The sequence below is a fragment of the Pseudomonas sp. FP1742 genome, assembly GCF_030687145.1.
Lineage (GTDB): Bacteria > Pseudomonadota > Gammaproteobacteria > Pseudomonadales > Pseudomonadaceae > Aquipseudomonas > Aquipseudomonas frederiksbergensis_D.
This window is the reverse complement of the sequence record NZ_CP117460.1, coordinates 1,951,584-1,971,035: the sequence shown is the minus strand read 5'-3', so window position 1 is coordinate 1,971,035 and position 19,452 is coordinate 1,951,584. Positions and strand designations below refer to the sequence as shown.

The following is a 19,452-nucleotide window of genomic DNA, read 5'->3' as shown; positions in this document are numbered from 1 at the left end:
CGACTTCTTTCCTTGCAGATCCCACGCAAAGTCTCTCGCTCCAAATTGATCAGCGCGAGGGAGTGCGAATGTTCGAACCTGACAAGGTCCTGGCCTTGAACAATGCCATCGGCTTGCTGGTGGTCGCCGCCATGAACCCCGAACAGCCGGACATCGAAGCGCTGCTCGGTGATTTCCGACTCTGCCTCAACGACTACGAGGCCTGGGCGGAAAAGTTCTGGACCGGTGGGGCGCTGAACGTCGAGCAAGTGTTCAAGGTCGGTAACGAAGTCCGGCTCAGCGCGCCGAAAGAGTCCACCGCCCCTGTCAGTTCGACACTCGCCATGTGCCCGGCCAGCGGTCCGTTGACCCTGGTGCATATGTTTGAAGCCGCCCGTTTCGTGCCCATTGGCGATACGCCTGTAATGCTCGAGCCGGTTATCTCGCAGCGTAATGGTGAACTCACATTCGGCGAGCCCGTCCACAAAACCATCGGCCCCAGCGGCATCCTCGAAATCCCCGAATGCTGGCGCGGCCAGCGCTATCGCATCACCTTCTTCCCCGATGTTTCCACTGAACACGTCAAAGCACTCTACGCCTCCTATCAAGGCGTGATCGGCGAGCTGGAAGGCTGGTTGCGCAACGAATGGAAAAGCGAATTCCAGGCGTTGTGGGCAGAGTTTTCCGAAGCAGGGTTCACCCGGCGCTACGGCCTGTTGCAGCAGGCCGACTGGCGCGCCTTCGAACATTCGCTGCACGGATTATGGGATGACGTGAAACAGGTCTACGCGCTGATGGCGGACCTGCAAGGCAACAGCGAAAAACTCCTTGAGTACCTGACCCAAGGCGAGCTTGAGACGCTGCTGAACGCTTCGGCTGACACCATCGCCAACGTGCTGCTGATGTTGAGCGATGAGCCATTGATGTTCATCCATCTCGCAGCCTTCAGCAGTTGGCTGAGAATGTTGCCGCCGCAGTACATCGCCGAAGTCGTGGCACAAATTCGTACGGAAATACTGATCAGCTTCCTGCTGATGTGCCTCACCGGTCCTACGGGGCTGAAGCTCGGCATGAGCGCCAGAGTTCTGGACAAAATCAAGTCCCAAAGGGCTCGGCAGTGGTTGGCGGCGGCCAGTTTGCGACTGGCTGAACTGACAGCCAACTCCAACCTGACAGCCCACGCTGGCGCGCTCAAACCGCTCATGGTCAACGCGCGCAATGCACCGCTGAAACCTGCACCGACGGTTCCGCTAAAAATCAGTCCCGGCGACGCACCCGTTGTGCGGGTGGACAATCCGGTCGCCATTGCTCGCGACAAGTCCACAGCCATGACCCGGCTAGGCCGTCACGAACCTCACGACGACGTACCGAATCAAGCGAAAAACCCCAACGGCGACAGCGCCACGTGCGTGCCGTCTACCTGCAAAAACGGCTGCCCGGTGTCGATGGTCACCGGCGAAGAACTGCTGACCCTCACCGACGGCTCGCTGGACGGCCTCCTGCCGTTCGACTTCACCCGCCTCTATCGCACCAGCGCCGCCGAGATCGACTGCGGCCTCGGTTTTGGCTGGAGTCATTCGCTCGCCCATCGACTGGAGATCGAGGGTGATCAGGTCATCTGGATCGACCACGAAAACCGCCGTACCCCCTTCCCGCTGCCCAGTGCCCAACGCCCGGCGATCCATAACAGCCTCTCGCGCGCGGCGATTTATCTGGGCAATGCACCCGAAGAACTGATCCTCGCCCAGGCTGGCGACGACACGCGTTTCTACCACTTTCACAATGGCTGTCTGACGGCGATCAGCGATGCCTACGACAACCGCCTGCGCATCACCCGCGACCGCCAGGAGCGCATCCAGCGCCTCGATAATGGTGCCGGGCGTTCATTGTTGTTTTGCTACGAGCGCAGGCACCTTGTGGCCGTCGAATACCAGTCGTTTCACTCCGGCGATGTCCCGGGTGAAGCCTGGCGTACAGAGCAGACACTGGTTTCCTATCGCTACGACGCCCGCCAACGCTTGATCGCGGCGACCAATGCCGCCGGGGAAAGCGAGCGCTACGACTACGACGACCACCACGTAATTTTGCAGCGGCAACTGGCCGGCGGCGCGAGTTTCTACTGGGAATGGCAACGGTCCGGCAAGGCGGCCAGATGTATTCGCCACTGGGCGTCGTTTTCACAGATGGACACGCGCTATGTCTGGGATGACCAGGGCAGCGTCACGGTCCAGAACATCGACGGCAGCGAAGAAGTTTACGTCCACGACGACCGGGCGCGACTGGTGCGCCGGGTCGGGCTGGATGGCGGCGAACAGCTCAAGGCCTACGACGAGCAGGGCCGGTTGGTGGCCGAGCAGGATCCGCTCGGAGCCGTCACCGAATACCGCTACGACGACGTCGGTCGGCTGGTGGCGCTGATTCCACCGGAAGACGAGCCGACGGCCTACGAGTATCGCCACGGTTTCCTGCATGCGCGCTATCGCGGCCAAGCGGTGTGGAAATACCAGCGCAATGCTCAGGGTGACGTCACCGAGGCGACCGATCCGAACGGTCAGGTCACCCATTACCACTACGACCCTCAGGGCCGGCTGTTGTCGGTCCGCTACCCGGACACCAGTCGGCATGTCTTTGTCTGGAATGCCTTGGGGCAGTTGCTTGAGGAAACACTGCCGGACGGCGGGCAACGACGTTTTTCCTACGATGCGCTGGGGCGGCAGATTACCCGTCAGGACGAACACGGTGCAGTCACCCAGTACCAATGGGATGCCGTCGGCCGACTGATCCAGACGACGTTGCCTACCGGGGCCACCCGCGGGTTCAGTTACAACGCCTACGGCAAGATAACCGCTGAACGGGATGAACTGGGCCGCGTCACCCGCTACGAATACGCCGACGACCTGCACCTGGTCAGCCGCCGGATCAACCCCGACGGCACCCAGCTCCAGTACCGCTACGACAACGCGCAGCTGCTGCTCACGGAAATCGAGAACGAATCCGGCGAAAAATATCGGCTGGACTACACGCCCAACGGCTTGATCCGACAGGAAACCGGTTTCGACGGCCGGCGTACCGCGTATGCCTACGACCTCAACGGCCACCTGCTGGAGAAAACCGAGTTCGGCGACGACGGCTCGCAGCTGGTCACGGGCTATCAACGGGATTCGGCCGGACGCCTGTTGGTCAAGACCCTGCCCGACAGGACTCAGGTCGCGTACCGCTACGACTCGCTGGGCCGACTGACCAGCGTCGACGACGGCCACGATCATCCGCTGGAATTCGAATACGACCAACAGGACCGCCTGATCACCGAACACCAGGGCTGGGGCACCTTGCGTTATGGCTACGACGCCTGCGGCCAGCTCAACCGCCTACGCCTGCCGGACGGCAGCAAACTCGATTATCACCACGCCAAGGGCGGCGCGCTGACGGCCATTGACCTTAACGGCGCACGCCTCACCAGCCACCAATTTGCCTTCGGCCGCGAACAGCAGCGTCAACAGGGTCTGTTGCTCAGTGAATATGCCTACGACGAACAGGGTCGCCTGAAGGCCCACGCCGTCGGCCAACACCAATATCCGCTGTATCGCCGCGACTATGCCTACAGCCTCAATGGCAATCTCGACCACATCGCCGACACCCGCCATGGCCAACGTAGCTACCAGTACGACGCGTTGAATCGGCTGATCCGCGTGCGCCACTCTCGCGACCAGCCACCGGAAAGCTTCGCCCACGACCCGGCCGGCAACCTGCTGATGCAGGACCGCCCGGGCCCGGCCACCGTCAAAGGCAACCGCCTGTTGATGCATGGCGACTGCCACTTCGACTACGACGCCTTCGGCAACCTGATCCGCGAACGCCGTGGCACCGCGCAGAAACTGGTCACCGAGTACCGTTATGACTGCCAGCACCGGTTGGTCGGTGTCACCACCCCGGACGGTCGTTGCTCAACTTATCGCTATGACGCTTTCGGCCGTCGCATTGCCAAAACCGTCGACGGCAAAACCACCGAGTTTTTCTGGCAGGGCGACAACCTTGTCGCTGAAAGCAGCCGCGAGCATTACCGCAGCTACGTCTACGAGCCGGGCAGCTTCCGCCCGCTGGCCATGCTCGACGGAAAAGGCCCGCGCAAGGCCTGCCCGTTTTATTACCAACTCGACCACCTCGGCACCCCGCAAGAACTCACCGACTACAGCGGCGACATCATCTGGGCCGCCCGATACACCGCCTATGGCCGCCTCACCCGCCTCAACCGCGACACCCATCAGGTGCTCGATCAGCCGTTGCGATTTCAAGGGCAGTATTTCGACGCGGAAACCGGCCTGCATTACAACCGGCATCGCTACTACAATCCGGATGTCGGGCGGTATTTGACCCCGGATCCGAGCAAGTTGGCGGGCGGGTTAAACGGGTATCAGTACACGCGCAATCCGGCGGGTTGGGTTGATCCGTTGGGGTTGAGTGAATGCCCTGGGGGGGATGGGTGTAAGAAGCCGTCGTTTGGGGATGAGGATCCGACGGGGAAGGTGGGGGTTGATCAGGGAGATGCTGAACTTCCCTCACATACGGAGGAAAAGTATTTATATCGTGGAGATAGTCGCCATCCAGATGAAGTCTTTTACCAGGGCTTTAAAACCAAGGGCGATAGCAATAATTTGCTGCTTCACTCACTGGACAGCAATAATCCGCCGAGCAATTTTGTTAGCACTTCTCCAAAAAGAGAAGTTGGTATTGATTTCGCGACAAAATTCAATACGAGAAGTGGTTTTTTGTACACAATGCGAATGATTCCAGGTAGAGACTTAATAAAGGAACTGGGTAAAAAATATAAATTTAGCAATGAAAGGGAGATAGCAATTCAAGGTGGAATCAAAAGAGAAGATATTCTCGGTGTTACGCCTATTGGTGCTGACGGTCGCCCCACTAGCTACACCACCTTAAATCCGAACAGGAAATAGAAAGTGGACTGCGTAGAAATTGTGATAATCAAAAACGGTAGGCGCCAGATCGCGAAGCTTTTCTGCGACTCGGAAGCGCTGACTATTAATTTCATGATGGAGGATGGATATAGCAAAACCTATGCAGGTGGAGATTTTTACGAGTGCCTTGGCAATATCAGAAAAGAGCACTGCAGTGTAATTTTTCTGTGCAAAGGAGCAAAAATAAACGTACACCCTTCCAGCATGTCCTCACAGATGTCGCTCGGAGTAAAAGCATATGAACTCACACTAGGTAAGTATGCAACAAGGAATGATCTGGTAAATATTTTTGACTATGAAGAAAACAATCTTACAAACGATCCAGAGGTTCAGAGAGACTTCTTTATGCGCTGGTTTGAATCAGAGATTGAAGAGGATTAACGAGTCAAAAAAAGAGATCAGTGCTAAACACCGAAGCCCAGCTCGACGCTGGGCTCAGTTGAACAGTAAAGAGTCTGACTTAGCCGCCCGAACTACCGGTTTTACCTGCACCGCCTCCACTCCCCCCAGAACCACCTGATTCTCCAGACCCATTTCCAGAACCACTCCCCATCGAACCTCCCCCACTCACCGACCCGCTTCCCTCCCCCGGGTTGATGCTACTCCCTTTCGCACCACCGCCATTTCCACTACCAATGCTGTCCGCTGGCAGCACCTTTCCATCCGAGGTACCCGCATTCATTTCCGAATAAGGCGGCATCCCGCCCTTGTCGACCGGCGCATCGCGACCGGTAGATTCAGCAAGCGCCGTCATTGAACTGATCGACAATAAGCCGACCATCGTCAGCACCTTCCATTTTGACCTGATCATGGTGCGTCTCCTTTAAAGAGTGCGTTACCTGATCTCTGGCAGTGATCGCTTTTAAAAGGTGTCGCTCAATCGACAATCTGCGATGAACCACCGCACAGGTTTCAGCTCGGTTCGCCCGAAGCGTCATCACCGGCAATGTCCGGGTCGTCCGGATCGGCTTCCACATCACCGCGCTTTACATCATCGTCCGGCACTTGCTCCACAGCGGTATCGTCATCGTCGGGTGGGCGCTGATCGCGACTCAGGGGGTTCGTGGGCGAAGGCAGCGGGTATTCGGGGGTATCGTCGATATCGGAGTCTTTCGGATCAGCTTTCATAACGCACCTCTCAATGGACCTGAAAAGCAGATCCTGATATTTCGAGGACAACTCAATAGACGCGGTTCGATCAGAAGGACGATTGGTCGTCCCGCCCCCGAAGCCCGATCACTCGTCGTCTTCCTCGTCATACTCATCATTCTCCAGGTTGCCCACGTCGCCTGCGTCATCGGCATCGTTGAGCGGTACCGTGGCGTCGTCCATCAGAGAACCCGGATCTTCGTTGCCGGGATCGTTGATCGGGCCTTCTTCTTCCTTGTCTTCGGTATCTGGAGTCATGGCATGTCTCACAACGTTCAGGGTGTATATAAAGTTCGAGACGTCCTACGGCGAAACGTTCCAGAGTCCTAACGACAGAAACGAAAAACCCGGCGCTGGGCCGGGTTTTTACTGTCACTCGATCACGAGTTAGCGATGCTTGTACTTATTTTTATGCTTGTGTTTGTAATAGCCGCCACCGGAATGCGAACCGCCGCGGTCATCACCCATGCTGCTGCCCACCGCGCCACCGGCTGCGCCGCCCACACCTGCGCCAATGGCCGAACCAGTGGAGCCGCCCAGGCTGTTGCCGATCACCGAACCGCCCGCCGCGCCGAGACCACCGCCAACGGCCGCTTCTGTGCGGCTACCCTTGCGTGCACCGACCGCACTGCCTGCCGCACCGCCGACGCCTGCGCCCACCGCAGCCCCGGTGCTGCCGCCCAACTGCCCGCCGACTACGTTGCCCAATACACCGCCAAGACCACCGCCGACTGCAGCGTCGCCGTTGCCGGCCGCCATTGCGCCCTGAGCGACCAAAAGCCCTAAAAACACCGTGGACAATGTCAAACGCATGATATGCACCTCTAATTTCCGCCTTGGAGAAAAGAACATGCCGCGGATGGCTTCAGCCTGGCATCTGCATCTGTTGTACAGCAAACCAAATACCGACTGTATGAGATTTGAGTCATATGCCGGAGAAACGTTCCAAAACGAAAAAGCCCGGCAGGTAAGCCGGGCTTTTTCAGCGGATCATTAAGGATCAGTGACCCTTTTTGGACAGGTTGCTGCCCACGCCACCGCCCAATGCACCGCCCAAGCCTGCGCCGATGGTGGAGCCGTTCTTGCCGCCCAGGCTGTTACCGATTATCGAACCGCCCGCCGCGCCAACACCGCCGCCAATGGCCGCTTTGGTGCGGCTGCCTTTACGTGCGGCAACAGCGCTGCCGGCTGCACCCGCTACACCAGCACCAATCGCCGCACCCGTGCTGCCGCCCATTTTCTGGCCGACCACATTACCCAACGCGCCACCCAGACCACCACCGAGCGCGGCCGTGCCATCACCGGCAGCCATCGCACCTTGAGCGACCAAAAGGCCCAGAACCAGAGCAGGCAGTGTCAAACGCATAACAAGAACCTCAAAAAAAGGGGAACCGAAAGGCCGGAGATTGAATGCTGTAGCGAAGGTAAAGTCCAGACGCAAAACCGGAACAACCTCGCCATTGGCGACGGTTGGACAGCATTTATGCAAAAGGTTTTATAACAGGCAAAAAAAAGCCCGCTGGGGAGACGGGCCAGGGTACTGCTTTCTAACGGATGAGCTGAGACTACGTAGGCCGGTGTGAAAAGTTTGTGAAAAAAAACACCAACGCCTGCAAAGTTGTAGGACGTTTCTTGGCATGGCCGTCGAACGACGCTTTCACCCCTTCAGAAACAAGAAACCCCGCTCTGAGTTGGCGGGGTTTGTGCTGTTTACTATTTACTTCCTGGAGGGCGCCCCCAGCTTGGGCATAAATTTCGATTTCGGTCCCCGGGTTCGAGGCACTGCAGATTTGATTTTATTGATTTTGATACGGTCTTCGCCGAAGCTCGGCACATAGTCCGTCTGACCACACTGCACGCAATTATTGATCGGAAACTCTGCCCCGTCGTCTTCGATATACGGCTCAGCCATATCTTCGCTCCTCTCAAAACGGGTCGATACCGGCAAGCCCTTTTTGCCTGGAAATATCGACCACCCTGGTTTTTGAGACTAGCCGGTCATTCCCAGACTTGTGATTCAGATCGTTACATGCCCGACGAATGGCCAGTACTGCCCGGCCTACCTCAGCTTGACCGCCGTCCCGGTGACAAACACCACCACCATCCCACCCTTGCCGGCCGGCATGCTGATCTCATAATCGAGCCCCACCACCGCATCCGCCTGAAGCGCCCGCGCCCGCTCCTTGATCTCGTCGGTCGCCTGAATCCGCGCATCCTTCAACGCCCGCTCCAACGTCTGAGAACGCCCACCAAAAAAATCCCGCATCCCGGCGAACATGTCGCGGATCACGTTAACGCCCTGCACCGACTCGGCGCTGACAATGTCCAGGTAAGCGGTGATTTGCCGGCCTTCGATGGTGTGGGTAGTGGTGGTGATCATGGGATGTCCTTGTTCAGAGCTGTCATCAATGGCTGAAACAACGAAACTGACGCGAGGGTTTGGGCACCCAGGTCGATTCCGCTCGAGGAGTTTGGCAGTCTAATGCATGAAATCCAGACGCCAGAAACCACAAAACCCCTGACTTCTCTCGAAATCAGGGGTTTTATGTATATCGAATTTGGCGGTGAAGGAGAGATTCGAACTCTCGATACAGTTTCCTGTATACACACTTTCCAGGCGTGCTCCTTAAGCCACTCGGACACTTCACCGTATCTCGTCAAACTTATTCAGTCTGTCGAGGCGCGCTAATGTAGTCGAAAGCTTTTCTGATGGCAAATATTTTTTTCAGAATTTTCATGCGCTTAACGCGATTAGTGCTTTGGGCGCGTTCAAGGGCATGGCAAACCTGCCAATCTCCGGCTTCGCCTCCCCTTCTATATAGAGGCTAATGCGCGGTGGGCGGGGCGGGCGGTGCCTGGCGGGCGGGAAAAGGGTGACTGGCGGGTCAGTCACGGCGCTTTACCTGGCCTACAGCGGTGGGTAACGTCTGCCTTACTTTATTAGAAGGATTGGCGTCATGAGTGAGTTGATTTCCTACCATCTCGAAGACGGTATCGCGACCCTGACCTTGAGCAATGGCAAGGTCAATGCCATCTCTCCGGACGTGATTGTGGCGTTTAACGCTGCGCTGGATCGGGCGGTAGCGGATCGGGCGGTGGTGATCATTACCGGTCAGCCGGGGATTCTGTCGGGTGGTTATGACTTGAAGGTGATGACGGCCGGCCCTAACGAGGCCATGGCGTTGGTGGCTGCCGGATCGACCCTGGCTCGTCGCCTGCTGTCGCACCCCTTCCCGGTGGTCGTGGCGTGTCCTGGGCATGCGGTGGCCAAGGGTGCGTTTATTCTGTTGTCGGTTGACTACCGCATCGGTGTCGATGGCCCGTTCAGCATTGGCCTGAACGAAGTGCAGATCGGCATGACCATGCACCACGCCGGTATCGAACTGGCCCGCGATCGTCTGCGCAAGTCGGCGTTTCATCGCGCGGTGATCAACGCCGAGATGTTCAACCCGCAGAGTGCCGTGGATGCCGGTTTCCTCGACATGGTGGTGTCGGCCGAAGAGCTCCAAGGCGCGGCGCTGGCGGCGGCTCGTCAGTTGAAGAAGCTCAACATGATCGCCCACAAAAACACCAAGTTGAAAACGCGCAAGGCGCTGCTGGAGACGCTGGACAACGCGATCATCCTGGATCAGGAGCACATGGGTTAAGCCCAAATGCGCTGCACCGAAAAGCCCGACCGTCGTGTCGGGCTTTTTCTTGGGCGTCTGGTTTAAAACCTTACAACCGCTCTAGGCCGCATCTGACTCACAAGTCGGAAACATGCGCTCAAACATCGGCTATCTCCCACCTCTATAGCGGCAATTGCCGAAAACAGTGCACATCCGTACACTGCGCCACCTTTTGTCCCGGTGGGCCCTTTAAATGCTGTTTGTGTTTCGTATGTTATTGATGGGCTTGCACTTTATTCTGGCCGGCGTGCTTGGAGTGATCCTCGGTCTATGCCGGCCGTTTAATCCGGACAACAGCCGTTTATGCGCGCGTCTGTATGCGTGGCCCGCGATGTGTATTTTACGTTTACGGGTGAAGGCCGATGTCGGGCCGTTGATGGATAAACCCGACAGCTGCGTGATCATCGCCAACCACCAGTCCAACTACGATCTGTTTGTGTTCGGCAACGTGGTGCCCCGTCGCACCGTGTGCATCGGCAAGAAGAGCCTGAAGTGGGTGCCGTTGTTCGGGCAGTTGTTCTGGCTGGCCGGCAATGTGTTGATCGATCGCGGCAATGCGCACAAGGCACGCCAGTCGATGCTGACCACCACTCACACCTTGCAAAATGAAGATACCTCGATCTGGGTCTTCCCCGAAGGCACCCGCAATCTCGGTGAAGAGCTGCTGCCGTTCAAGAAAGGCGCATTCCAGATGGCGATTGCCGCCGGCGTGCCAATCGTGCCGGTGTGTGTCAGCAGTTACGTCAAACACATGCGATTGAACCGCTGGCGCAGTGGGAAGATTCTGATCCGTTCGCTGCCGGCGATTCCTACGGCCGGATTGAGTCTGGATGACATGCCGATGTTGATCGCCCAGTGCCGCGAGCAGATGCGCGAGTGCATCGACTCGATGGATCGGCAGCTGCAAGCCGCCTGATGGAAACCCGCCCTGTGCGGGTTTTCTTTTGCCCGCGAACTCTGCAGATTTTGCTGACTCTCAAGCAGTAGACAAGGTTAAGCTGAATCCTGCCTGGCACCGCCAGTCTTTACCAATAGAAAGCGACCAATAAGAAGTGAATCACCATCATGGGTAGAGTCGTTGCTGCTGCGGTTTACAGCGCTGGTAAGAAAGTCACCAATATCACGCTTGACGAAGGTGCGGCCTGGGCGGCCAAGCCTGGCCACTTTGTGTGGATCGGCCTCGAAGAGCCCAATGCGCAGGAGCTGTTCAACCTGCAACGCCAGTTCAACCTGCACGAACTGGCCATCGAAGACGCCCTGGAAAAACACAGTCGACCGAAGCTGGAAACGTTCGGCGATGCGCTGTTCATCGTCACGTATTCGCCGATCCGCAGCGAAGGCAAACTGCAGTTCATCGAGACGCATATCTTCGCCGGCAAGGGCTACATCATTACCGCACGTAACGGTCATTCGGCGTCCTACGCCCATGTCCGACAGCGCTGTGAGGCACGGCCGCTGTTGCTGGAGCATGGGGAAGATTTCGTACTCTATGCCATCCTCGATTTCGTGATTGAAAACTACCAGCCGATGGGCGAAGCGATCCATGCCGAGATCGATGAGCTGGAACGCAACGTCATGTGCAGCTCCCTGAATGAACGCGACATCCAGAAACTCCATAGTCTGCGTCGCGATGTGTTGCGCTTGCGCCGGTTTGCGGCACCGATGGTGGAGATCGGTGAAGAACTCCAAAAACTGAGCTTTCCGTTCATCGACAAGAATATGCGTCCGTATTTCCGCGACGTGCAGATTCATGTCACGCGGCAGATGGAAGACCTGACGACCCTGGCGGACATTGCCAGCCAGACCATCGAGGTCGGGGTGTTGCTGGAAGCGTCACGCCAGAGCGTGGTGCAGCGCAAGTTTGCGGCATGGGCGGCGATTCTGGCGTTTCCGACGGCGATCGCGGGGATTTACGGGATGAACTTCCAGGACATGCCAGAGTTGACTTGGCATTACGGGTATTTCGCGGTGTTGGGGTTTATTACCGTTGGGTGCGTCGGTTTGTGGGCGAGCTTCAAGCGGTCGGGGTGGTTGTAGAGCCGCTAGTTTCAGTGAGAGCCGGTTGCCCCCATTCGCGAGCAAGCCCGCTCCCACAGGGAATCTCAGTGTGTCACCCATCGTGCGCACACCGAGGATCTACTGTGGGAGCGGGCTTGCTCGTGAAGCTTTTAGCTTTTAACTTCAACCGGTCCAGCATCAGGCTTGTGCGCCACAAACCGCATCATCCACTCTGCGACGGTAGTGCCGTGATGCTCGTGTTCAAGACTCGCCATACCTTTGGAATAAATCTGCTCGCCCAGCGCTTCCTGACGAATATCCAGCAACGCCCGTGAGTAATCGTGAATGAACTCCGGATGCCCCTGGAAGCACAGCACCTGATCGTTGATGTGGTACGCGGCGAACGGGCAGAAATCGCTCGAGGCAATCACCGTAGCGTTTTCCGGGAGCGCGGTGACCTGATCCTGGTGACTGATCAGCAGCGTCAGCTCTTCCCTCACCGGGCTCATCCACGGCGCCTTGGCCGCGAGTTTGTATTTGTGGGTGCCGACGCCCCAGCCCTGGGTCGCCCGCTCGCTCTTGCCGCCCAATAGCAGCGCCAACAGTTGGTGACCGAAGCACACGCCCAGCAGTTTGTCGCCACGCTCGTAGCGCTTGAGCAGATACGTCTTGAGGGTTTGAATCCATGGGTCGGTGCCGAAGGAATCGGCCTTGCTGCCGGTGACCAGATACGCATCGAAGGTCAGCTCATCGCTGGGATAATCGCCCTGCATCACGTTGTACACGGTGAATTCGGCCGCGATGGGTTGCTGCGAGAACAGACGCTGGAACATCTGCCCGTAACCCTGATATTGATCGACCAGTTCCGGACGCAGGATGTCGGTTTCCAGAATGCAGATGCGTAACGACATAAAAAATACCTGACACGTGATGGGAATAATGCACACCCCAGAGCCTGCCTTGAAACACGGTGGCAAGGCAAGCCCTGGTAAGCGTCATCGGTCCCTTAGAACGTCCCCTTAGAACAGCGCGTCCTTGGCGGCTTTCTCCAGCAACAGTGCGGGCGGTGTGAAGCGCTCGCCGTATTGCTCGGCCAGGTACTGGGCGCGGGCGACGAAGTCTTTCACGCCGTACTGGTTGATGAATTGCAGCGCACCGCCGGTCCAGGCCGCGAAGCCGATGCCGAAGATCGAGCCGACGTTGGCATCCGCCGTCGAGGTCAGCACGCCCTCCTCCACACAACGCACGGTTTCGATGGCCTGGATGAACAGCAAGCGATCGCGCACGTCCTTCGGCGAAATCTGCCCGTCGGCTTTCTCGAAGCGGGTTTTCAGTTCCGGCCACAAATGTTTTTGGCCGGCGGCCGGGTAATCGTAGAAACCACCTCCAGCGGCCTTGCCAGGACGCTTGAATTCCTTGAGCAGCAAGTCAATCACGGCGAACGCCGGGTGCTCAATCAGCGGTTTCCCTTCCGCTTGCAGGTCTTTGGCGGTTTGCTGGCGGATATGGCTCATGAGGCTGAGGGAAACTTCGTCGGAAATCGCCAGCGGCCCGACGGGCATGCCGGCCTTGCGCGCTTCGGTCTCGATCATCGGCGCGCTCACCCCTTCGCCGAGCATGGCGATGCCTTCGTTGGTGAAGGTGCCGAACACCCGCGAGGTAAAGAAGCCGCGACTGTCGTTGACCACAATCGGCGTTTTCTTGATTTGCAGGACGAAATCGAAACCGCGAGCCAGGGTTTCGTCGCTGGTATGGACGCCTTTGATGATTTCCACCAACGGCATTTTCTCCACGGGACTGAAGAAATGCAGGCCGATGAATTTGCCCTGGTCTGGCACGGCGGTGGCCAGGCCACTGATTGGCAACGTCGAGGTGTTAGAGGCGATCACCGCATCCGGGCCGACAACGGCTTGTGCCGCCGATGAGACCCTGGCCTTCAGTTCGCGATCTTCAAACACCGCTTCAATGATCAAATCGCAACCGGCCAGATCCGCATCATTTTCAGTGGTATGGATCCGCGCCAGAATCGCTTCGCGCTGTTCCCGGCTCAACTGACCCCGAGCAACCTTCTTGTCCAGCAGCGCCGCCGAGTGAGCCTTGCCCTTCTCTGCCGCGGCGAGGTTGATGTCTTTGAGCACCACATCGATACCGGCCGAGGCGCTGACAAACGCGATGCCCGCGCCCATCATCCCGGCGCCGAGCACGCCGACTTTCTTCGTCACGTAAGGCGCTATGCCCTGAGGTCGCGAGCCGCCGGCATTGATCTCATTGAGCTGGAACCAGAAGGTGCCAATGAGGTTTTTCGACACCTGGCCCGTAGTCAGTTCGGTGAAGTAACGGGTTTCGATCAGGTGCGCGGTGTCGAAATCCACCTGAGCGCCCTCCACTGCGGCGCAGAGGATTTTCTCCGGCGCGGGCAGGCAGCCCTGGGTTTTACTACGCAGGATCGAGGGCGTGATGGCCAGCATCTGCATGACTTTCGGATCCGACGGCGTGCCGCCGGGAATCTGATAACCCTTCATGTCCCAGCGCTGCACAGCGATCGGATGAGCAGCGATCCATGCCCGCGCCTTGGCCATCAGCTCATCGTGATCGACGGCCAACTCATCGATCAACCGCGCTTGCAGCGCCTGTTGTGGGCGGATTTTCTTGCCTTCCAGCAGATACGGCAGAGCTTTTTCGATGCCCACCATGCGCACCATGCGCACCACCCCGCCACCGCCCGGCAACAGGCCGAGGGTGACTTCCGGCAGGCCAAGCAGCACCGACGGATTGTCCAGCGCCACACGGTGATGACACGCCAGACAGATTTCCCAACCGCCACCGAGCGCCGCGCCGTTAATGGCAGCGACCACCGGTTTGCCGAGGGTTTCCAGGGTGCGCAACTGGCCCTTGAGGGTCAGCACCGTGTCGTAAAAGGCTTTGGCTTCGGGTTTGCCGACCTTGATCAGTTCATTGAGGTCGCCACCGGCGAAGAAGGTTTTCTTGGCCGAGGTGATGATCACGCCGGCGATGGCGTCCTTGTCGGCGACCAGGCGCTCGACGCAGATGGCCATGGCCTCGCGGTAGACCGCGTTCATGGTGTTGGCGCTCTGGCCCGGCATGTCGATGGTCAGGACGACGATCCGGTCCTGGCCCTTTTCGTAACGAATGGCTTGGGTCATGGCAATTTTCCTTGAGTCGGATTTTCTTAAAGGCAGGCTCAGAGGCGTTCGATGATGGTGGCAATGCCCATGCCGCCGCCGACACACAATGTCGCCAGGCCATAGCGCAGGCGCCGGGTTTCCAGTTCATCGAGCAGCGTGCCGAGAATCGCGCAACCGGTGGCGCCGAGCGGGTGGCCCATGGCGATGGAGCCGCCGTTGACGTTGACCTTGTCCGGGTCGATGGCCATGTCCTTGATGAACTTCAACACGACCGAGGCGAACGCTTCATTGACTTCGAACAGGTCGATGTCTTCGACCCGCAGCCCGGCCTTGGCCAGCGCCTTGCGGGTGGCCGGCGCCGGGCCGGTGAGCATGATGGTCGGGTCGGTGCTGGTGACCGCCGTGGCGACGACCTGCGCCCGTGGCTGCAAACCCAGTGCCCGGCCCTTCGCTTCGGAGCCGATCAGCATCAGCGCCGCGCCATCGACGATCCCGGAACTGTTGCCCGGCGTGTGAACATGGTTGATCCGCTCGACCTGGCTGTACACCCGCAATGCCGTGGCGTCGAAGCCCATTTGCCCGATCATCTCGAAACTCGGCTTGAGCTTGCCCAGGCCTTCCATGGTCGAATCGGCGCGAATGAACTCATCATGATCGAGCAGGATGATGCCGTTCTGGTCCTGCACCGGCACCAGCGACTTGTTGAAGGAACCATTCGCCCGCGCCCGCGCCGCCTTCTGCTGGGAGTGCAACGCGAAGGCATCGACGTCCTGACGACTGAAACCTTCGATTGTCGCGATCAGGTCGGCGCCCACGCCCTGGGGTGTGAAATGGCTGTGCAAGTTGGTTTCCGGGTCCAGCGCCCAGGCCCCGCCGTCGCTGCCCATGGCCACGCGGGACATCGACTCGACGCCACCGACCACCACCAGGTCTTCGAAGCCGGAACGCACTTTCATCGCGCCCAGGTTCACTGCTTCCAGCCCCGACGCGCAGAAGCGATTGAGTTGCACACCCGCCACGCTGACGTCCCAGTCGGCCACTTGTGTGGCGGTCTTGGCGATGTCGGCGCCCTGATCACCGATAGGCGTCACGCAGCCAAGCACCACGTCGTCGACCTGACTGGTGTCCAGGGAGGTGCGCTGCTGCAACGCCGTCAGCAGCCCGGCCACCAGGTTCACTGGCTTGACGCTGTGCAAGGCGCCATTGGCCTTGCCTTTGCCACGGGGCGTGCGTAACGCGTCGAATATCAAAGCTTGGGTCATGGCGTTCTCGAACCTGAGGGTGATCTCTATACCCTCACCTTATGCCGAGCAGCCGTGGATTCAATGACCACAGCGCTCATTGACGTTGACGGTCACGCTCAGACGAACGGTAGTCAGCTATCGGATTAATCGATTCGTGTCACCAAGCTGTCTAGCCAACGGGCGCCCAAGAAGCTGGCCATAGGCCTCATGTCTTTTTAGCAGCGATCAGCGCTAAGTCCATACGAAATGGATCTAAGCCAAGCGTGACGCGGGCCCTAATGTAAACCTGTACGAAGTTGTCGTCGGGTTTTGCCGAGGCTCTCGTCCTACAGGAAGTGCAGCGCTCTGCCGTCATGGAGATATGCAGGCAGGCAACCAGGAAATAACAAAAAAGGCGGTCAAGCCATGTTCAAACATTCGAAAGTACGTCAAGCCGGGCTCATTCTATTTGCTACTACGCTGTTGTTGATTTTGCCGAACCTGACCAAGGTGCTTGGCTGATCGAGCAGCGGGGGTTTTCATTTCGCCTGATAAAAATGTGACTGGCTCGCTATCCGGGCCGGCGTGGCTGTGCCAACCTTTGCGGCACTTCCACGACATGGACGACGATCACTTGAAAGCGCTCATTCTGTTTGGGGCCTTGCTGCTCAGCACGCCTCTGTCCGCCGCGCAGCTGAATCTTGAGTTGGGCGCGAGCCCTCGCACCTGGCAGACCGAGGAATTGCTCAAGCATCCTCAGGCTCAGACCATCACGATCACCAACGACGTTTCCTACAAGCGGGACATGAGCTATCGCGCCGTGCCGATGGCGGCGTTGTTGACCGGCATCAAGCCTGACGATCACCTGCAAGCAGTAGCTTTGGACGGTTTTGCCGCCGAACTGGCCGCCGCGCCGCTGCTCAAGACCCAGGGCGCGCGGGCCTGGCTGGCGATTGAAGACCCGGCCAAGCCGTGGCCGCCGCTGTCCGAGGGCAAGCCCAGTGCCGGGCCGTTCTATCTGGTCTGGACCGATCCACAGGCGGGCAATATCAGCCCCGAGCAATGGCCATTCGAAGTGGCGAGCATCAAGCGCATGGCCCCGGTGGCCGAACGCTTCCCTGCCCTGTTACCCGACCCTGCACTGAAGTCGGACCATCCGGTGAACAAGGGCTTCGCGCTGTTTCAGAAGAACTGCCTGGCTTGCCATCGACTCAATGGCGCGGGGGACGCGCAGTTCGGGCCGGACCTGAATATTCCGTTCAACCCGACCGAGTATTTCGGCGCGGACTTCCTCAAGCGTTACATCCGTGACCCGCAGAGCTTGCGCCAGTGGCCGCAGGCGAAGATGCCCGCGTTCTCGACGACGGTGTTGCCGGAGGGGGACCTGGAGTTGTTGGTGGGGTATTTGAAGCATATGGCTGGGCGCAAAGTGAAGCCGGAATGACAACACCCCTCCCTGTGGGAGCGGGCTTGCCCGCGATAGCGTTACTCCAGACATAAATGCGGTGACTGGAAGGCCGCCATCGCGGGCAAGCCCGCTCCCACAGGGACTACTTACTGCTGTTGGACGGTAATCACCGGTGTCGGCGAGACCAACACCTTCGCATGCATCTGCTCACCCCCACCGCCCCGACGCATACCACGCACCGGGCAGGCGTCGAGGTAATCCAGGCCCACGGCCAGCTTCAGATGACGTTCAGGCCGGGCCAGTTCGTTGGTCACGTCGAAGCTGTACCAGGCGTCATCCAGCCAGGCTTCAGCCCAGGCGTGACTGGCCAGGTGCTCGCTATTATCGCTGTACAAATACCCCGACACATAACGCGAAGGAATGCCCAGGCTGCGGGCGCAGGCGAGAAACGCATGGGTATGGTCCTGGCAGACGCCGGAGCGCCCGGCGAAAGCTTGCGCTGCGCTGGTGTCCACTTCAGTGGAACCCGGGGTGTAAGTCATGTGCTGGTTCAGGCCATGCATCAAATCGATCAGCGCCGTGCGATCCCGCCGTTGCTTGCACGCCTTCTCGGCAAACGCGCGCAGGGCTTCATCGGCTTCAGTCAGCCGGGTGAAACGCAGGAACGGCAGCGCCGACTGGCTTTCATGCTCGGCTTCGCGCAGCTCGTCGATGTCGACCTGGCCACGGGCGCCGATGATGATCGCTTCATGCGGCTCATCCAGGGTCAACACATGCAGGATGTTGCCGAACGGATCGAGTTGCGCGCGCACCGGGCGCGGCAGGTCGAGTTGCCAGCTCAGCACGTGCTGGCGCTCGCTGTCGTGGGGTGTCAGTCGCAGGTACTGGATGCTCGCCCGCACCTGATCTTCGTAGTGATAGGCGGTCTCGTGGCTAATGGAAAGTCTCATGCAGCCTCCAGATAGGAACTGTGTATGGCGTTGCCCAACTGGCGCACCAGCGGGATGAACTCGGTCAGCCAGGCGTGCAGGCCTTCGTCGAGGATTTCGTTGATACCGGTGTAGCGCAGGCGCGCGTCCATTTCTGCCGCCAGACGCTGGGCAGGACGACCGTTGGCCCCCGACAATTGGGCGAGGATCTGGTCGATTTCTTCGGTGCAGGCGCGCAGGGATCGCGGCACGTCGGCGCGCAACAGCAATAGTTCAGCCACATGCCGGGCGCCGGGGGCGTCGCGATAGATTTCGGTGTAAGCCTCGAACGACGACAAGGCCCGCAGCAAAGCGCTCCACTGGTAATAGGCGTGGGCCGTGCCGTCGCTGATCGCTTCGGCCTGATCGCCAGCCATTTCGTAACGGGCGTCGAGCAGGCGCAAGGTGTTGTCGGCCCTTTCGATAAAGGTGCCCAGACGAATGAAGCGGAACGCGTCGTTACGCATGATCGTGCCGTAGCAAGCGCCGCGGAACAGATGGGAACGTTCCTTGATCCACTCGCAGAAACGGCTCATGCCGTAGCGACTCAAGCCCTGCTCGGCGATCCCGCGAATTTCCAGCCAGGTGGCGTTGATGTTTTCCCACATGTCAGCGGTGATTCGCCCACGCACCGCATGGGCGCTGGCTCGTGCGGCACCGAGGCAGCTGTAGATGCTCGCCGGGTTGGCCGCGTCCAGGGCGAAAAAATGCAGCAGCCGTTCGGCATGCAGATCGCCGTGGCGCGCCAGGTAATCGTCCAGGGTGCCGGTGATCAGCAACGGCATGGCCAGTTCGTGCAAGCCGTCGCCACGACCGTCCTGGGGCATCAGCGACAGCGAATAACTGATGTCGAGCATCCGCGCGAGGTTTTCCGCCCGCTCCAGGTAACGCGACATCCAATACAGATCCGAGGCAGTTCTACTTAACATGGCAAGCT

General features: G+C 58.9%; 18 protein-coding genes and 1 tRNA gene. 6 read left to right on the top strand and 13 right to left on the bottom strand.

Annotated elements, in window-relative coordinates; translation table 11 throughout:
• Positions 1–68 precede the first annotated feature (68 nt).
• Together PSH64_RS08930 and PSH64_RS08925 are read left to right on the top strand one after the other, a co-directional pair.
• The gene (locus PSH64_RS08930) at positions 69–4,934 is read left to right on the top strand and encodes an RHS repeat-associated core domain-containing protein (protein ID WP_305480475.1); all 4,866 of its coding nucleotides are present in this window, start codon (positions 69–71) and stop codon (positions 4,932–4,934) included.
• 3 nt (positions 4,935–4,937) lie between these two features.
• The gene (locus PSH64_RS08925) at positions 4,938–5,336 is read left to right on the top strand and encodes a hypothetical protein (protein ID WP_305480474.1); all 399 of its coding nucleotides are present in this window, start codon (positions 4,938–4,940) and stop codon (positions 5,334–5,336) included.
• 79 nt (positions 5,337–5,415) lie between these two features.
• Here PSH64_RS08925 and PSH64_RS08920 read toward each other — a convergent pair whose 3' ends face one another.
• From PSH64_RS08920 to PSH64_RS08885, 8 genes are all read right to left on the bottom strand, one after another.
• Positions 5,416–5,766, bottom strand: a complete 351-nt coding sequence (locus PSH64_RS08920) for a hypothetical protein (RefSeq protein WP_305480473.1) — start codon at positions 5,764–5,766, stop codon at positions 5,416–5,418.
• Between the two features lie 101 nt (positions 5,767–5,867).
• Positions 5,868–6,083, bottom strand: coding sequence for a hypothetical protein (locus PSH64_RS08915; protein WP_105339639.1), 216 nt, complete (start codon positions 6,081–6,083; stop codon positions 5,868–5,870).
• A 108-nt stretch (positions 6,084–6,191) separates the two neighbouring features.
• Positions 6,192–6,362, bottom strand: a complete 171-nt coding sequence (locus tag PSH64_RS08910; RefSeq protein WP_181150605.1) for a hypothetical protein — start codon at positions 6,360–6,362, stop codon at positions 6,192–6,194.
• 129 nt (positions 6,363–6,491) lie between these two features.
• Positions 6,492–6,917, bottom strand: a complete 426-nt coding sequence (locus tag PSH64_RS08905; protein WP_105339640.1) for a glycine zipper domain-containing protein — start codon at positions 6,915–6,917, stop codon at positions 6,492–6,494.
• Positions 6,918–7,104: 187 nt separating this feature from the next.
• Positions 7,105–7,470: a bacteriocin gene (locus PSH64_RS08900; protein ID WP_105339641.1), complete on the bottom strand. Its 366-nt coding sequence runs from the start codon at positions 7,468–7,470 to the stop codon at positions 7,105–7,107.
• A gap of 351 nt (positions 7,471–7,821) precedes the next feature.
• Entirely contained in the window at positions 7,822–8,016 is a 195-nt protein-coding gene (locus PSH64_RS08895) for a hypothetical protein (protein ID WP_105339642.1), read from the bottom strand.
• 147 nt (positions 8,017–8,163) lie between these two features.
• Positions 8,164–8,484, bottom strand: a complete 321-nt coding sequence (locus PSH64_RS08890; protein WP_105339643.1) for a YbjQ family protein — start codon at positions 8,482–8,484, stop codon at positions 8,164–8,166.
• A gap of 179 nt (positions 8,485–8,663) precedes the next feature.
• Positions 8,664–8,753: transfer RNA gene (locus tag PSH64_RS08885), tRNA-Ser, on the bottom strand.
• A 308-nt stretch (positions 8,754–9,061) separates the two neighbouring features.
• Between PSH64_RS08885 and PSH64_RS08880 the strand changes: the two genes are divergently transcribed.
• From PSH64_RS08880 to PSH64_RS08870, 3 genes are all read left to right on the top strand, one after another.
• Positions 9,062–9,751, top strand: a complete 690-nt coding sequence (locus PSH64_RS08880; protein WP_105339682.1) for a crotonase/enoyl-CoA hydratase family protein — start codon at positions 9,062–9,064, stop codon at positions 9,749–9,751.
• A gap of 214 nt (positions 9,752–9,965) precedes the next feature.
• The gene (locus PSH64_RS08875) at positions 9,966–10,688 is read left to right on the top strand and encodes a 1-acylglycerol-3-phosphate O-acyltransferase (protein WP_018925219.1); all 723 of its coding nucleotides are present in this window, start codon (positions 9,966–9,968) and stop codon (positions 10,686–10,688) included.
• A 149-nt stretch (positions 10,689–10,837) separates the two neighbouring features.
• A complete protein-coding gene (locus tag PSH64_RS08870; protein ID WP_305480472.1) occupies positions 10,838–11,809 on the top strand; it encodes a magnesium and cobalt transport protein CorA in 972 nt (323 codons plus the stop codon).
• A gap of 131 nt (positions 11,810–11,940) precedes the next feature.
• On the opposite strand, the gene PSH64_RS08865 is transcribed toward PSH64_RS08870, so the two are convergent.
• From PSH64_RS08865 to PSH64_RS08855, 3 genes are all read right to left on the bottom strand, one after another.
• Complete coding sequence (locus PSH64_RS08865; protein WP_305480471.1) at positions 11,941–12,681, bottom strand: amidotransferase; 741 nt, start codon at positions 12,679–12,681, stop codon at positions 11,941–11,943.
• 108 nt (positions 12,682–12,789) lie between these two features.
• Entirely contained in the window at positions 12,790–14,934 is a 2,145-nt protein-coding gene (locus tag PSH64_RS08860) for a 3-hydroxyacyl-CoA dehydrogenase NAD-binding domain-containing protein (RefSeq protein WP_305480470.1), read from the bottom strand.
• Positions 14,935–14,972: 38 nt separating this feature from the next.
• Positions 14,973–16,178 (bottom strand): acetyl-CoA C-acetyltransferase, encoded by a 1,206-nt coding sequence (locus tag PSH64_RS08855; RefSeq protein WP_305480469.1) that lies wholly within the window; start codon positions 16,176–16,178, stop codon positions 14,973–14,975.
• Between the two features lie 580 nt (positions 16,179–16,758).
• On the opposite strand from PSH64_RS08855, the gene PSH64_RS08850 reads away from it, so the two are divergent.
• Positions 16,759–17,583: a cytochrome c gene (locus tag PSH64_RS08850; RefSeq protein ID WP_305481125.1), complete on the top strand. Its 825-nt coding sequence runs from the start codon at positions 16,759–16,761 to the stop codon at positions 17,581–17,583.
• Between the two features lie 110 nt (positions 17,584–17,693).
• Here the strand turns inward: PSH64_RS08850 and PSH64_RS08845 are convergent, their stop codons facing one another.
• Positions 17,694–18,497, bottom strand: a complete 804-nt coding sequence (locus PSH64_RS08845) for a transglutaminase family protein (RefSeq protein WP_305480468.1) — start codon at positions 18,495–18,497, stop codon at positions 17,694–17,696.
• The gene (locus tag PSH64_RS08840) at positions 18,494–19,444 is read right to left on the bottom strand and encodes an alpha-E domain-containing protein (protein WP_105339689.1); all 951 of its coding nucleotides are present in this window, start codon (positions 19,442–19,444) and stop codon (positions 18,494–18,496) included. The genes PSH64_RS08845 and PSH64_RS08840 overlap by 4 nt, the downstream gene beginning before the upstream one ends.
• Positions 19,445–19,452 lie beyond the last annotated feature (8 nt).

Bases quoted from the DNA above. Each gene is read 5' to 3' on its own strand.
- PSH64_RS08895 (WP_105339642.1), bottom strand. From the start codon at position 8,016: ATGGCTGAGCCGTATATCGAAGACGACGGGGCAGAGTTTCCGATCAAT.
- PSH64_RS08910 (WP_181150605.1), bottom strand. From the start codon at position 6,362: ATGACTCCAGATACCGAAGACAAGGAAGAAGAAGGCCCGATCAACGAT.
- PSH64_RS08870 (WP_305480472.1), top strand. From the start codon at position 10,838: ATGGGTAGAGTCGTTGCTGCTGCGGTTTACAGCGCTGGTAAGAAAGTC.
- PSH64_RS08855 (WP_305480469.1), bottom strand. From the start codon at position 16,178: ATGACCCAAGCTTTGATATTCGACGCGTTACGCACGCCCCGTGGCAAA.
- PSH64_RS08880 (WP_105339682.1), top strand. From the start codon at position 9,062: ATGAGTGAGTTGATTTCCTACCATCTCGAAGACGGTATCGCGACCCTG.
- PSH64_RS08930 (WP_305480475.1), top strand. From the start codon at position 69: ATGTTCGAACCTGACAAGGTCCTGGCCTTGAACAATGCCATCGGCTTG.
- PSH64_RS08915 (WP_105339639.1), bottom strand. From the start codon at position 6,083: ATGAAAGCTGATCCGAAAGACTCCGATATCGACGATACCCCCGAATAC.
- PSH64_RS08920 (WP_305480473.1), bottom strand. From the start codon at position 5,766: ATGATCAGGTCAAAATGGAAGGTGCTGACGATGGTCGGCTTATTGTCG.
- PSH64_RS08905 (WP_105339640.1), bottom strand. From the start codon at position 6,917: ATGCGTTTGACATTGTCCACGGTGTTTTTAGGGCTTTTGGTCGCTCAG.
- PSH64_RS08850 (WP_305481125.1), top strand. From the start codon at position 16,759: ATGGACGACGATCACTTGAAAGCGCTCATTCTGTTTGGGGCCTTGCTG.
- PSH64_RS08860 (WP_305480470.1), bottom strand. From the start codon at position 14,934: ATGACCCAAGCCATTCGTTACGAAAAGGGCCAGGACCGGATCGTCGTC.
- PSH64_RS08890 (WP_105339643.1), bottom strand. From the start codon at position 8,484: ATGATCACCACCACTACCCACACCATCGAAGGCCGGCAAATCACCGCT.
- PSH64_RS08875 (WP_018925219.1), top strand. From the start codon at position 9,966: ATGCTGTTTGTGTTTCGTATGTTATTGATGGGCTTGCACTTTATTCTG.
- PSH64_RS08840 (WP_105339689.1), bottom strand. From the start codon at position 19,444: ATGTTAAGTAGAACTGCCTCGGATCTGTATTGGATGTCGCGTTACCTG.
- PSH64_RS08900 (WP_105339641.1), bottom strand. From the start codon at position 7,470: ATGCGTTTGACACTGCCTGCTCTGGTTCTGGGCCTTTTGGTCGCTCAA.
- PSH64_RS08865 (WP_305480471.1), bottom strand. From the start codon at position 12,681: ATGTCGTTACGCATCTGCATTCTGGAAACCGACATCCTGCGTCCGGAA.
- PSH64_RS08845 (WP_305480468.1), bottom strand. From the start codon at position 18,497: ATGAGACTTTCCATTAGCCACGAGACCGCCTATCACTACGAAGATCAG.